The 13,930-nt window shown below is 43.0% G+C and carries 13 protein-coding genes; 6 read left to right on the plus strand and 7 right to left on the minus strand.

Features of this window, described 5'->3' with window-relative positions; translation table 11 throughout:
• The first annotated feature begins 9 nt into the window (after positions 1-9).
• From ACCB35_RS05935 to ACCB35_RS05955, 5 genes are all read left to right on the plus strand, one after another.
• On the plus strand, positions 10-606 hold the full coding sequence (locus ACCB35_RS05935) for a class F sortase (protein ID WP_374056180.1): 597 nt from the start codon (positions 10-12) through the stop codon (positions 604-606).
• Between the two features lie 166 nt (positions 607-772).
• Positions 773-1,735 (plus strand): alpha/beta hydrolase, encoded by a 963-nt coding sequence (locus ACCB35_RS05940; protein ID WP_374056181.1) that lies wholly within the window; start codon positions 773-775, stop codon positions 1,733-1,735.
• Positions 1,736-1,749: 14 nt separating this feature from the next.
• Positions 1,750-2,847 (plus strand): low specificity L-threonine aldolase, encoded by a 1,098-nt coding sequence (locus tag ACCB35_RS05945; protein WP_374056182.1) that lies wholly within the window; start codon positions 1,750-1,752, stop codon positions 2,845-2,847.
• Between the two features lie 330 nt (positions 2,848-3,177).
• A complete protein-coding gene (locus ACCB35_RS05950; protein ID WP_374056183.1) occupies positions 3,178-4,572 on the plus strand; it encodes an FAD-binding oxidoreductase in 1,395 nt (464 codons plus the stop codon).
• Positions 4,572-5,552 carry a bile acid:sodium symporter family protein gene (locus ACCB35_RS05955; RefSeq protein WP_374056184.1) on the plus strand — a complete coding sequence of 327 codons (981 nt, stop codon included), beginning with the start codon at positions 4,572-4,574 and terminating at the stop codon, positions 5,550-5,552. The genes ACCB35_RS05950 and ACCB35_RS05955 overlap by 1 nt, the downstream gene beginning before the upstream one ends.
• Positions 5,553-5,689: 137 nt before the next feature.
• Here the strand turns inward: ACCB35_RS05955 and ACCB35_RS05960 are convergent, their stop codons facing one another.
• The 5 genes from ACCB35_RS05960 to ACCB35_RS05980 form a co-directional block, all read right to left on the minus strand.
• Complete coding sequence (locus tag ACCB35_RS05960) at positions 5,690-7,003, minus strand: short-chain fatty acid transporter (RefSeq protein ID WP_374056966.1); 1,314 nt, start codon at positions 7,001-7,003, stop codon at positions 5,690-5,692.
• A gap of 221 nt (positions 7,004-7,224) precedes the next feature.
• Complete coding sequence (locus ACCB35_RS05965; protein ID WP_374056185.1) at positions 7,225-8,232, minus strand: FecCD family ABC transporter permease; 1,008 nt, start codon at positions 8,230-8,232, stop codon at positions 7,225-7,227.
• The gene (locus ACCB35_RS05970) at positions 8,229-9,236 is read right to left on the minus strand and encodes a FecCD family ABC transporter permease (protein WP_374056186.1); all 1,008 of its coding nucleotides are present in this window, start codon (positions 9,234-9,236) and stop codon (positions 8,229-8,231) included. Before ACCB35_RS05970 ends, ACCB35_RS05965 begins: the two co-directional genes overlap by 4 nt.
• 69 nt (positions 9,237-9,305) lie before the next feature.
• The gene (locus tag ACCB35_RS05975; protein WP_374056187.1) at positions 9,306-10,232 is read right to left on the minus strand and encodes an ABC transporter substrate-binding protein; all 927 of its coding nucleotides are present in this window, start codon (positions 10,230-10,232) and stop codon (positions 9,306-9,308) included.
• The gene (locus ACCB35_RS05980) at positions 10,183-11,028 is read right to left on the minus strand and encodes an ABC transporter ATP-binding protein (protein WP_374056967.1); all 846 of its coding nucleotides are present in this window, start codon (positions 11,026-11,028) and stop codon (positions 10,183-10,185) included. Before ACCB35_RS05980 ends, ACCB35_RS05975 begins: the two co-directional genes overlap by 50 nt.
• Positions 11,029-11,223: 195 nt before the next feature.
• On the opposite strand from ACCB35_RS05980, the gene ACCB35_RS05985 reads away from it, so the two are divergent.
• The gene (locus ACCB35_RS05985) at positions 11,224-12,276 is read left to right on the plus strand and encodes an NAD(P)/FAD-dependent oxidoreductase (protein ID WP_374056188.1); all 1,053 of its coding nucleotides are present in this window, start codon (positions 11,224-11,226) and stop codon (positions 12,274-12,276) included.
• A 30-nt stretch (positions 12,277-12,306) separates the two neighbouring features.
• Here ACCB35_RS05985 and ACCB35_RS05990 read toward each other — a convergent pair whose 3' ends face one another.
• Positions 12,307-12,999, minus strand: a complete 693-nt coding sequence (locus ACCB35_RS05990) for a DUF421 domain-containing protein (protein WP_374056189.1) — start codon at positions 12,997-12,999, stop codon at positions 12,307-12,309.
• A 110-nt stretch (positions 13,000-13,109) separates the two neighbouring features.
• On the minus strand, positions 13,110-13,835 hold the full coding sequence (locus ACCB35_RS05995) for a TerC family protein (protein ID WP_374056190.1): 726 nt from the start codon (positions 13,833-13,835) through the stop codon (positions 13,110-13,112).
• Between the last annotated feature and the right edge of the window lie 95 nt (positions 13,836-13,930).

A 13,930-nucleotide genomic window follows, 5' to 3' on the forward strand; every position in this document is an offset into this window, starting at 1 on the left:
AGACTTCTATTGTCTATCCCATTGATGGCTCTTCTGGCGGCATGTGCTGCCGAAGAGCCTCAATCGGTTACGAAAAGTGAAGTTCAATCATCCACCATCGAACAACCTGTTCAACCCGCTACTCCTGAACCGATAAAAGAAGAATATAGTATGAGACCAGCTATTCTTTCCATACCAAAGCTTGACCTTGAAGCACCTATCAAGGAATTCGGACTCGATAAGGAAGGAAATATGGAGCTTCCGGATAACGGAGAGGATGTTGCATGGTTTGAACCGGGCTTTCAACCAGGGGAAAAAGGCAATGCTGTTTTGGCTGGACATGTAGATGATGAGAAAAAGGCTGCTGTCTTTTATGAATTAAAAGAGCTTGAGCCTGGGGATGAGATCCAGTTACAAGATAAAGATGGAGCAACCCTGACATTTGTAGTAAGGGAAAAAGTCGCCTATCAAAAAGACGACGCGCCTCTTAGAACCATTTTTGGTCCAAGTCAAAAGCGCATGCTTAATTTGATTACGTGCACAGGTTATTTTGACCGGGAAATCCATAATTACGTAGAACGATTGGTTGTCTATACAGAACTTGTCGAAGAGAATAATGGAATTTGAAGAGCTTATCTCCCCTTAAGAGGAAGATAAGCTCTTTTTTTATCCGGGGGATTCTGTATATGGAAAAGCTGTAAAAAATAGCACATATGAGCATGCCTTTTTCTATGAAACACATAACGGCTTCAAGTAAAATAGACTTAACAACTTGTACGAAGGGGACCATGTCATGAAAAAACGTATCGCATGGATCATAATCAGTTTGCTGTTGTTATTAGTGGTAGGTCTTTTTGTAGCCGGTAACTATTTTTATGAGGTTGCAATTAATAGAAGTAACGAGGCAATAGAATTATATGGAGGCACGGAAGAAGCGGTGGAAGCTGTCAGTGCTTTGGAGGAAGAACAAAAAAGATTAGAAGAATTAAGGAACTGGACACGTAAGCGGAACTTTGAATCGGTTGAAGTCAAAACAGAGGACGGCTTGACCCTTAGAGCTCAATACCTTGAAAATGAGTCACCGAATGGGAAATCCGTTATCCTCGCCCATGGGTATAAAGGGAATAGCGAGCAGATGCCTGAAATCACACGATTCTATTACCAGGAAGGATACAATATTCTCAAACCCGATGCAAGAGGACACGGGAAAAGTGAAGGGAATTATATCGGGTATGGCTGGGACGATCGATTGGATTATAAAGAATGGATCAATCTCTTAATCAATGAAAAAGGTGAAGAATCCATTTTCTTGCACGGTTTTTCCATGGGGGCAGCAACCGTATTGATGACAAGTGGTGAAGACCTTCCCGAAGAGGTGAAAGGAATCATTGCCGACAGCGGATACACCTCATTGAAAGAAGAGCTGACTCACCAATTAAAATATCTTTACCGTTTGCCGGCATTTCCCATTATGGAGATAACGAGTATGGTGACGAAGGTGAGAGCAGGCTATTCGTTCAGTGAAGCCTCTGCACTCGAACAGGTGAAAAAAAACAAGTTACCTCTATTCATCATTCATGGAGATCAGGACGAGCTTGTTCCAACCGAAATGGCCAATCGCCTGTACGAAGCAACAAATAGCATGAAAGCATTATGGATAGTGCCAGGCGCCGGTCATACAGAAGGCTTTACGGTAGAGGAAGAGGAATACAAAAAACGAGTGAAGGGATTCATTGAAGAAGTGATGAACTCATAAAAAGGAGCAATACGATGGGAGAAAAAACTTTATTTGAAGCGTATAAACAGACTGCTTTTCAACTTCAGGGACATGGGAAACGAAATCTGGATGTTCTTAAAGAGGCTTTAGTAGATGTAGATGGTGACTTGGACAGTGACATATACGGATCGGGTAGGATCATAGAAGACTTTCAAAAGAAGATGGCCAACTTCCTGGGAAAAGAAAGTGCCGTTTTCTTCCCGAGTGGGACGATGGCTCAGCAGATCGCCCTGCGTATTTGGTGTGATCAAAAAGATTTGCACAGGGTGGCCTACCATCCTTTATGCCACTTAGAGATCCATGAAGAAGATGGGCTGAAGAAATTACATGGAATTGAACCGATTTTATTAGCTGACAAGGGTCGTGTGATTGGACTGGAAGAGGTGAGGGGTCTTAAAGCAGACATTGCATGCTTACTGTTAGAGCTGCCTCAAAGGGAAATCGGCGGTCAACTGCCGGACTACGAGACGCTTGAAAACATCTCTGAATACTGCCGGGGAAAAGGAATCAAGCTTCATTTAGACGGTGCCAGACTTTATGAGATTTTGCCCCATTATGGTAAATCAGCAGCGGAAATCTGTTCTCTTTTCGATAGTGTCTATATTTCATTCTATAAGGGGATCGGCGGGGTTGCAGGTGCGATCCTGGCAGGAAGCGAGGAGTTTACGAAAGAATCAAAGGTGTGGAAAAGGCGTCATGGCGGTGATCTCATCAGCCTCTATCCCTACATCCTGAGTGCAGATTACTATTTTGACCAACGAATTAACAAAATGGATCAGTATTATGAAGGAGCTAAAGAACTTGCCGGTCTTTTTAACGGCTGCCGGGGTGTATCGACCCTTCCTGAAAAGCCTGTCTCCAATATGTTTCATGTCTTCTTTCAGTATCCACAAAAAGAAATAGAAACGATTTTAATAGATTTATATGAGGAGACAGGTATTGGGTTAACGGGATATGTAAAAGAAGTGACTGAAAATGAGTGTGCGTATGAAGTAAGCGTAGGAGATCAATACGCGAACGTTCCAAAACAAGAATTGGCTAAGTTATTTATGGTGTTGGCTCAAAAATTGAAGACACTGATAGAAAAATAAACGATTGTATTGTGGTACCGGATGATTCCGGTGCCACTTTTTTTGAGGGACGGACCTCCACCAATAAAAAATCCTTGCCATGTCAGCATTCTTCTCATAAATCACTATTTTGGAGGTCCGTCCCTCAGTTCACCGTGCCGTTTCTTTTGGAGGGACGGACCTCTCACCCTTTACTTTATTCAGAATTGAATCACGTCTCTATCACATTCCTCTAACATAAACAGAGGTCCGTCCCTCACCCGAGAAAGAAATATCTTTTTTACTATTGAAATATTCAGATTATTAGGTATAATTCGTTACATTATACATTTTCAGAAGGGGAGAGGGCATATGAGTGTGAAGGATAGTCGTTTGGTGGATAAACTGGGGGCAGTCGTAGATAGTCATCGGGTGACGGTGAATGAAACGATTTTAGAGCAGCATGGGAAGGATGAATCCTATCATAGGCCGAGTTCTCCGGATATAGTGGTGTTCCCTGAGAGTGCCGGAGAGGTTAGTGCGATTGTGAAGGTGGCATCCGCTCATCACACACCCATTATCCCGTTTGGTCTGGGTACAAGCCTTGAAGGTCATGTGATTCCATATGATAAAGGGATCACCATTGATTTTTCCCGGATGAATAAAATACTCGAGGTGAGGGAGAAGGATTTCCTCGTTAAGGTTCAACCTGGTGTTACACGTTCCCAGTTAAATAAAGAATTGAAGAAGTATGGTCTCTTTTTTTCAGTTGACCCAGGTGCTGATGCGACCCTAGGAGGCATGGCTGCCACAAACGCAAGTGGGACAACTTCTGTAAAATATGGAGTCATGCGGGATCAGGTTCGGGATTTGGAAGTGGTACTTCCGGATGGAGAGGTGATTCACACAGGAAACATGGCTCAGAAATCGTCGTCTGGCTATCACTTGAACAGTCTATTCGTAGGGTCAGAAGGAACATTAGGCTGTATCACAGAGTTAACCCTCCGCGTATATGGCATTCCTGAACATATTGTAGCAGCACGGGCATCGTTCAATCATATAAATGATGCAGTGGAAGCGGTCGTGTCCATTTTACAAGCCGGCATTCCGATTGCGAGAGTGGAGCTGGTGGATGAACCATCGATGATACAAGTAAATAGATTCAGTGAGACGGATTATAAAGAAAAACCTACTCTTTTTCTTGAGTTTCATGGTAATGAAGCAGGTCTCCAACAAGATGTGGAATTCACCAAAGAGATTATGTCTGATCATGACTGTGAAGAAATCGTGTTTGAAGAAGACACCGCAGCAAGGAATAGATTGTGGGAAGCGCGACATAATCTTGCCTATGCTTATGTACATGGAAATCCAGGAAGGAAGCTCATGGTGACAGACGTGTGTGTGCCGATTTCAGAATTGTCCGGTGCCGTGCAGTATGCACGAAAAAGGCTGGAAGAATTAGAGTTGATAGGGGGAATCCTCGGACATGTGGGAGATGGGAATTACCATACATCCCTCATGATTGATTTAAACGACCCTGAAGAGGTGAAGAGAGCGGAAATATATAACGAACAAATCGTGGAGTATGCCCTTGAACGTAATGGTACATGCACGGGTGAACATGGTGTAGGAGTCGGAAAGATGAAGTATCAACAGAGGGAACACGGTGGTGCTTTGCAGGTCATGGAAAAAATCAAGCTGGCCATAGATCCAAATGGAATCTTTAACCCTCATAAATTAGTACATAAAAAGAAGGAGGAACAATAATGAAACTACTCGAAACGATCAGCAGTCTGGCAGGTAAATATTTCGCTATTTGGGTCATCCTCGTAGCGGCGGTAGCCTATTTTGTTCCTGATCCTTTTCTGCCTTTGGGAGGGTACATAACGATTCTATTAGGTGTCGTGATGTTTGGAATGGGACTTACATTAAAGCCCGTCGACTTTCAGCTTGTTCTGAAGAAGCCGTTGCCGGTCCTAACCGGAGTACTGGCGCAATTCATCATCATGCCATTGGGTGCCCTATTGATAGCGTACATACTGAATCTACCGAATGAATTAGCTGCTGGATTGGTATTACTGGGATCGGTTCCAGGTGGAACGGCCTCCAATGTCATGGTGTATCTGGCAAAAGGGAATCTAGCACTATCCGTCGCCATGACATCACTGTCAACACTATTGGCACCGATTGCGACGCCACTGATATTGTTAGCATTAGCTGGCCAATGGCTTCCTGTCGATCCAATCGCCATGTTTCTTTCCATTGTTCAAGTGATCATCGTCCCCATCACTCTTGGGTTAGTCATTCGAAAGCTATTCCCGAGCACAGTGGAAAAAAGTCTAAATGTCATTCCGTTGATTTCGGTATTGGCTATCATTATCATCGTCTCGGCAGTCGTATCAGCCAATGTCAATAATATCGCAACCTCAGGGGCGATCATTTTTACGGCTGTGATCCTGCATAATCTATTTGGACTTGGACTGGGTTATGGAACTGGGGTCCTTATGAAATTAGATGAAAGTAAAAGAAGGGCGATATCGATTGAAGTCGGTATGCAAAATTCTGGACTTGGAGTGGCACTTGCCACTGCCCATTTTGGACCGCTGGCTGCTTTACCAAGTGTCATTGCAGCCGTATGGCATAATATTTCAGGACCGATACTTGCCACGTTCTGGAGTAAGAAGCCAGTTAAGGATGGGAAAGAGGAGGAATTTGTGCCTCGGGCAGCTAGTCCGAATGCAAGGTAATGAAACGATTGAATTGAAAGAACAATGGTTTTAACAATTTTTATGAGATTGAGGCAGTAGGGGGAAAAGACTGATCCACTTTGAGTGGACCAGTCCTTTTTTTATCTATTTTTGAGCATCAACTTTAAATAAGCTCTTTAATACAAGAATAGCAACAAGATGGTAGTAATGACTCCAACCCAGATAGCCAGTAAAAAGCAGTAACCCATGATGTGTCTAATATGAAGTCCAACAATACTCAGAATCGGAAGCGCCCAGAAGGGTTGAATCAGGTTCGTCCATGCATCTCCCCAGCCAACGGCCATTGCTATCGTTGAGGGATCAACTCCTAACTTCATTCCTGCTGGAATCTGTAAAGGACCTTGTAATGCCCATTGGCCTCCACCAGAAGGAGCTAATATATTCACAACCCCTGCTGACCAATAAGTAAAGACATCAAAGGTTTCCTTATTTGCAATGGAAGTCATACCATCAATGATAGTTTGACCCAACCCTGAACTTGAAAGAACGGCTATGATTCCGGCGTAGAATGGAAATTGCAAGATAATAGGAGAAGTTGACCCAACAGCTTCTTTAAAAGCATTCCCAAACTGTCCAAGTGAACGGTGAAGGATAAGGCCCAGAGAAAGAAACAAGATATTAATGATATTCAAGTCGAGATCTCTTCCGATCACGAATTCATTTATCACATAAATCAATCCAACAATACCTGTCACAATCCCTAATACCGGCGTTTGTTCAAGTTTAAGGGCAGGCGTATCCGCTTCCTGTGATACGGTTTCTCTTTTCAAGGTAACTTCTTTTTCCTCGTAAGGTTTAATATTTTTCTTTGGAGCCATCAGGCAAATCACGATTGGCATGGTAACAAATAAGACAGCAAAAATAATGAGAGTGGAAGGATTGAATATGGTCTCTGAAGTAGGGATGACACCCATCACATCCGCTAAGAAATGATCTTTTGTAGCGACAGTTAAACCGATTGAACTCGATAAACCAGCGGTGTAAAGGACAGTTGGTGAATAGGCTGCTGCAACTAGGAGAGGAAAGTGTGCATGCTGATTTCGCTTACCAACCTCACGTACAAAAATAGCCCCAACGACAACCGCAAGTCCCCAGTTAATATAATAGGCGAAAGCAGACACCACAAACGTAAGAACATAAGCTTTAGTAGGAGTATTTGCGAGTCCTGCTACTGATTCCAGTCCTTTTTTAACAACGGGTACAGCTGCTAATACCATCCCGGTCAGTAAAAGGAGAACCATCTGCATGGTAAACGTTAGGTAAACCCAAAATCCATCTCCAAATGATTTAACGAGAGTAATGGGTTCTTCAGGGTTCGTAATAAATCCGACTATGAAAACAAATAAAGTAAGGAGAACTGCAATGACAAATGCATCTGGCAAGTAACGCTGGACAACTCTTGAGACTCGATCTGCAATAGAAGATAACATCATAACAACTCCTTTCGGTGGTTGTTACATTATATTGAATGTAAAATAAATACATGTCCCTGATTCAAAAAAAGGAAATTGCAGGTTTTTACATAATAGTAGTTATCTTCTTGGCAGAGAGGGACGGACCTCTACGCGACTCCTTCAACACACAAAAGTGCGTTCCTATCACATAATCGTAAAAAAACAACATTTAACAAGGTCCGTCCCTCAACAAAATCTTATTTCTTCAATAACAAATACATGAAATAAGGAGCCCCGATCAAAGCGATCATGATCCCGGCTGGAATGCCATCGGGTTCAAGGATATTACGCCCGACTGTATCAGCGAGTAATAGTAGCCATCCTCCAAGCAGTATGGCAATAGGGATGAACATTTGATTGCGTGGTCCGACCAGTGCTTTGGCGATATGGGGGGCCATTAATCCGATAAAGGCGATTCCCCCTGTGACCGAAACAGCGGATGCGGCCAGGGCTACAGCTACCATCAGCATGATGAAACGTTCACGGTTGATGGAAACTCCTACACCTACAGAGACAGGTTCACTTAGTCCCAAAAGATTCAACATCTGAGATTTATAGATTGCAAACGGAATCAGAATCATGAGCCATGGTAGAAGCGCCCAGATGAACGGCCAGTCTGCCCCCCAGATATTCCCCGCCAGCCACATGGCAATGAAATCCACTTTTGCCCGTTCGGCACTGGAGATGAGAATGATCATGAGCCCAGATAGTGCCATGGAGAATCCGACCCCTACTAAGACTAATCTGACAGGCTGAATCCCATTCCGCTTACTATACGAAAACATATAGATGAAGCAGGCTGTAAGAAGAGCACCTGCGAAAGCCACAAGCGGCAGCAGATATGCAAATGAACCGGCATCTATCGGGAAAAATAAGAAGAAGATGGCAATGGAAACCCCTGCCCCGGAATTAATCCCGATAATGCCAGGATCGGCTAAGTCATTTCGGGTAATCCCTTGCAGTATGGATCCGGATAAAGCAAGGGCCATACCCGCCAAAATCGTAATGATGATTCTCGGTAAACGAATGGAAAAAAGTATGAATTCTTCTTTAAATGTTCCTTCACCTAAAATAGTAGGAAGGAGTCGATCATAGGATACGGAAGAGTAGCCCAATCCAATGCTAATAAATGTTGTTGCTGCGATAAGTACAAGTAATCCGATAAGTAGTAACCTTTGTTTTTTAATCAAATCAGGGTGTATCATGAAAATCCTTTCCCTCCTTTATGTACGATAAATAGGAAGAAAGGTAAGCCCATCATTGCGACGATCGCTGCCACTGGTGTTTCGAAAGGAGCGTTGATCGTGCGGCCGACTGTGTCTGCCAGAAGCATGAAGGATGCTCCAAACAGGGTGGAGATGGGGATGATGAATCGGTAATCAGTCCCAACCACAGCCCGGACTATATGGGGGATCATCAAGCCGATGAATACCATATTCCCAACAAGGGAAACGGCAGCTCCTGCAAGTAAAACAATTACGATAAACAGAATCGTTTTCACAAAAGCTGTTCGTTGACCCAATCCGACGGCAACTTCCTCATTTAAACTTAGTATTGTTAGCTGTCTGGATAAAAAGATCGCTACCACAATACCGATAAAAACAAATGGAACAATCACTTGAAGCTGATTCCAGGTTGTCCCGATCATTCCACCGGCGGTCCACATCGAAACATCTTTTGAAAGCTTAAAGTAAAGACCGATTCCTTCAGAAATGGCAAATAAAAAGGCGGAAACGGCTGCACCGGCCAATACAATTCTAAAGGGAGAAAAGCCGCCCCGTTTCATTGAGCTGATGCCGAATACCAACAATGCCCCTATAGCAGAGCCGATGAAGCAAGCAATCATAATGCCAAAGTAGCTGATGGAAGAAGAGAAGGCAAGAGCAACGGCTAATGCTGCATTTGCTCCCGCTGTCAATCCAAGTAACCCCGGGTCTGCAAGGGGATTTCGCGTCATGCCCTGCATGATGGCTCCCGAGACGGCTAAAGAGGCCCCAACAACAATGGCGGCAACTTCTCTGGGGAAGCGGATCTCCCGCAGGATGGTTACCTTATCTCCGTCACCGGACGGAGTCAATGCAAGCCATACGTCCTTCACAGTTGTCTCCGCAGCCCCATACACCACAGACACAAGAAAAGCAGCTACAAATAAGAAGGTGGCCCCGATTAATTTATAAAAAAATGGAATTCGCTGATTTTGAGTTTTCATAATCCATCATCTTTTCTTTATTGGAGTAGAAAGAAAGGGAATTCTTATAATAAGAATCCCCTTTACGAATTAGTTGCCTAGAAATTTCTCTTTGAAGAAATCCAGCTGGTAATCAAGTGTTAATGGATCATTAAAGTAGAATTCCATCATATTCACTTCATATACTTGGTTGTTCTTTACCGCAGGAATGTTTTTGTATGTTTCAGTTTCCATAAATGAGTTATCTGCTTTTGGATCTTTGCTTATAATCAGATAGTCTCCGGCATACTCAGGCATAACCTCTGTTGAAAGAGCGAAATATCCAGGTTCCAACGCTTGTTCTTTTACTTTTTCAGGCATTTTCAGGTCCATTTCCTGATAGAGGATCTCGGTACCGCGACCCCAATTGTCTCCATAAACGTATAATTGCTTATTGAAGCTTTCAATAACGGAAACGGTGGTATCTTCCCCAATTTTCGCTTTGATGTCTTCTCCTGCAGCCTGGGCACGCTTCTTGAAGTCATCCACCCATTCTGTCGCTTCTTTCTCTTTATTTAGTAGTTTACCAATTTCGATATGTTGTGTTAAATAGTCTACTTTTCCATAAGTGTATGTAACGGTAGGGGCAATTTCATTTAACTTATCGACATTTTTAATATTGGAAAGGCCGATGATTAAATCCGGATCAAGCTCGATGATTTTCTCCAGGTTTTCGTCGGTTACTTCTTCCACACCTTTTAATTCCTTATCCCAACGGGGATTCATTTTAGACCATGAGTCGACACCTACAACATCCACATCCAACGCCATGACGTTACCGGCAAATGAGGATAGTACGACTACGCGCTGTGGATCTGCCGGTACTTCAACCGGTCCGTTTTCTGATTGATAGGTGATGGTATCAGATTTACTATCTTTTTCTTTTGAATCCGAACCTTCTTCTTTCGTAGAACTGTTTCCGCAGGCACTAACGAGCAGCACTAACAGCAGAGTAAACGGGATGAGCCATTTTTTCATGTTGATCTTCTCCTTTTAGTAGATTATATGTGTAACACATTGGCTTGTTTGTTCGAGGATCTCTACCTATCTCAGCATCGATTTGAAAGACTTTTTTCAGGACTTCATGTGTGATGACTTCTTCACAATTTCCGGCTTTGACGATTTCTCCTTCTTTTAGAGCAACGATGTAGTCGGCAAATCGTGCAGCTTGATTTAGATCATGGAGGACCATCACAATGGTGCGTTCCTGTTCTCTATTCAGCTTCTGTAGAAGTTCCAGTACTTCCAGCTGGTGAGCCATATCTAAATATGTAGTCGGTTCATCGAGGAAGATGATATCTGTTTCCTGGGCAAGGGCCATGGCAATCCAGACGCGTTGCCTTTGACCGCCTGATAAGGCATCGACTTCCCTGTATTTAAACTCCAGGGTCCCTGTCACTTCAAGAGCCCAGTTGATGACGTCATAATCTTTCTTCGATAGACGGCCCATTCCTTTTTGATGAGGGAAACGACCATATGAAACTAATTCCCCAACTGTCAGTCCACTGGCACTCTCGGGGGTTTGAGGAAGAATCGCCATCTTCTTCGCTAATTCCTTGGTGTTTCCTTTAGAAATGTTTTCACCATCTAAAAGGACGTTGCCGGAGTGATGGGGGATGATGCGGGTAATCGCTTTCAGTAAAGTCGATTTTCCACAACCATTCGAGCCTATGATCGTTGTAATTTTTTTATCAGGGATGTCCACGCTTAAGTTCTTTACGATGAGGCGTTCACCGTAGCCAATGCTTAATTCGTTTGTATAGAGGCGGACCATATTAAGACCTCCGTATGTAGTATAGTAAATGGATAACCTATTGATAATGATTATCAATCTCGAACAATTTAAATACTATAATCCTTTTTTACTAATGTCAATATAATTTTTTATTGTCAACGAAGAAAAAAAGAGGTAGGATGTAATTGAGAATGATAATCATTTGTATTTTGGTTACTCAAGGAGTGGACGGAAATGGATAATCATGAACTATTTGATGTGACGGTCATTGGAGGAGGTCCAGCGGGACTTTACTCAGCCTTCTATAGTGGACTTAGAGAAATGAAAACAAAGATCATCGAGTTTCAACCAACATTGGGTGGAAAGATACATGTGTATCCTGAGAAAATGATTTGGGATGTAGGGGGACTCACTCCGATTCCCGGGGCGAAATTAATCCAGCAGCTTGTTCAACAAGGTTTGACTTTCGATCCCTCCGTCGTCTCGAACGAAAAAGTTGAATCCATTGCACGCAATGAAAAAGGGATCTTTATATTAAAAGGTTCCTCTGGCGAAAAGCACTACTCAAAAACGGTCATCATTGCAGTGGGAAGCGGAATCATCAATCCTCAAAAGCTTGATATCGAAGGGGCGGAACGATTTGAAGTTTCTAATTTAAACTACACTGTCAAGTCATTGAAAAGGTTCAAAGATAAGACGGTCATCATTTCAGGTGGAGGGAACTCAGCCATCGATTGGGCAAATGAATTAGAACCCGTAGCGAAGAAAGTGTATGTTGCCTATCGGAAGGAAGCATTGAACGGACACGAAGCTCAATGTGCCCAGCTCATGAACAGTTCGGCCTCATGCCTCCTCAACACATCGATTACCAAGCTGATTGCAGCCGCCGATCACGAATCCATTGAAAAGGTGGAGCTGACCAATCATCAAACTAAAGAGGTATCCTATTTACCCATTGATGAAGTGATCATTAATCATGGGTATGAAATAGATACTTCACTGCTGAAAAATAGTTCATTGGATATCGACATGATCGATCAGTATTACATAGCAGGTACGACTACCAGCGAATCATCGATCGAAGGTCTTTACGCAGCGGGTGATATCTTGAAACATGACGGAAAGGTTAACTTGATTGCAGGGGCATTCCAGGATGCTGCCAACGCAGTCAATAAAGCGAAGCAATTCATTCAGCCTGAAGCGAATAAAGTCGCCATGGTTTCTTCCCATAACGAAGTATTCAAGAAGAGAAACAAAGAACTGGTCAGGCAGATGATGAAGAAATGAATAAAGCTCTCTCCACATGCGGAGAGAGCTTTATTTATACAAATAAATCTTAATATGCTCTTGTTTATCGATCGTGGCAAGTAATACATCGTGCACGGTGACATTGTAAAGGGTCTTTAGCTGATCATGCAGCCAGCTTTCATCCTTATCCAGCTCCAGTAAGAGAGTTTGATTAATTTTCCGATCTTCAATGATAGGCATGGGGAGATCGAATCCCTTTGGCGACAGGGATAAGTCCTTTTGAGTCACAGGCTGGTATGGTGGTTTGAGGAATACGGAGATTTCTCCACCGGTTTCCCACAGGGCCAACGCCACATTCTCGACTTCCTCGGTCTGCTGCATTCTTAATTCAGATAAAAGGCTGTCCAAGGGTATTCGTGCTTTCTTGAGATTCTGATACAGGATTACCCCATTATCAATCAATGGGATAGGGGGAGGATCGAGTATCTTCCGTATAAAGGTTGAATGCAGACTGATATATACCCCAATCAAGTAGAGAACGACCAATGTACCCATAGTAAGCATGGAGCCTTTCAATCCCAGTCCTTCGTCGGACAATGGGTGAGCCATGATGTTCCCTATCAAGAGGGCCATAACAAAATCAAGGAACCTTAATTGTGAAATGGATCGCTGCCCCATTAATTTAGCTATGACAATTAAAAAGATGAACCCAATGATAGCGCGTAAAATCCATTCCAGTGCTGTCAACGATTCCTGACTCATAAAGAAATCCAAACGAACACGTCCTTACTTCTTTCAACTGCCATTTAGTATTTCCCAAAGTTTCCTCCGCAAAACAAAAAGATGCCTACACATGTAAGCATCTTTTTTGATTATGCGTTATATTGTTCAACGTTCCCATTATGATCTGCCTCTGCACGCTTATTGATTAAATAACCAACAAGTAACACGGCAGCAGTCAACCCAATCGTGATGGCATAAGTGATTGGTCCATGATGGATATTAAGTAAATCCAAGAATTTCTCGTCTCTAACAATCATTTCCCCTGCTGTAAAAGCTAGAATTCCTGCACCTAGATAGGCAATCCAGCGATATTTTTCAAGTACTCTAACGATCGCTTTCGATCCGAATATCATAATCGGAATCGAGATGAATACGCCAAGGGCAATCATTCCGATATGTCCATGTGCTGCACCCGCAACGGCCACCACATTATCAAGGCTCATAACGGCATCTGCGATGATGATGGTCGTGATGGCTTGTCTAAGTCCCGTGTGAGATTTAATATTGGCTTCTTCTTCACCTTCGACGAGAACTTTGTAGGCGATCCATAAAAGAAGGACCCCGCCGATCAGATGAACATAAGGAATCTTTAATAAGTAAACAATAATGGCTGCAAAGAAAATGCGCAGGATGACAGCTCCTGCTGTTCCCCAGAAAATCGCTCTGTTTTGATGTTCTTTTGGTAACCCTCTCGTTGCCATAGCGATGACAATCGCGTTATCCCCGGATAGTATGATATCAATTGCAATGATTTTTAATAGTGCAATGATGGCGCCGGATGAGATGGCAAGTCCAAGTGGAAATAAGATATCCATATTCAGTTCCTCCTTAATTCTACTAATCTATGAACGAAACACTAACTAATCTATAGTATCACAATAAAAAAATAGTTGAACTGCCAAAATATCCA

The organism is Rossellomorea sp. FM04394, assembly GCF_041889765.1.
GTDB lineage: Bacteria > Bacillota > Bacilli > Bacillales > Bacillaceae_B > Rossellomorea > Rossellomorea aquimaris_B.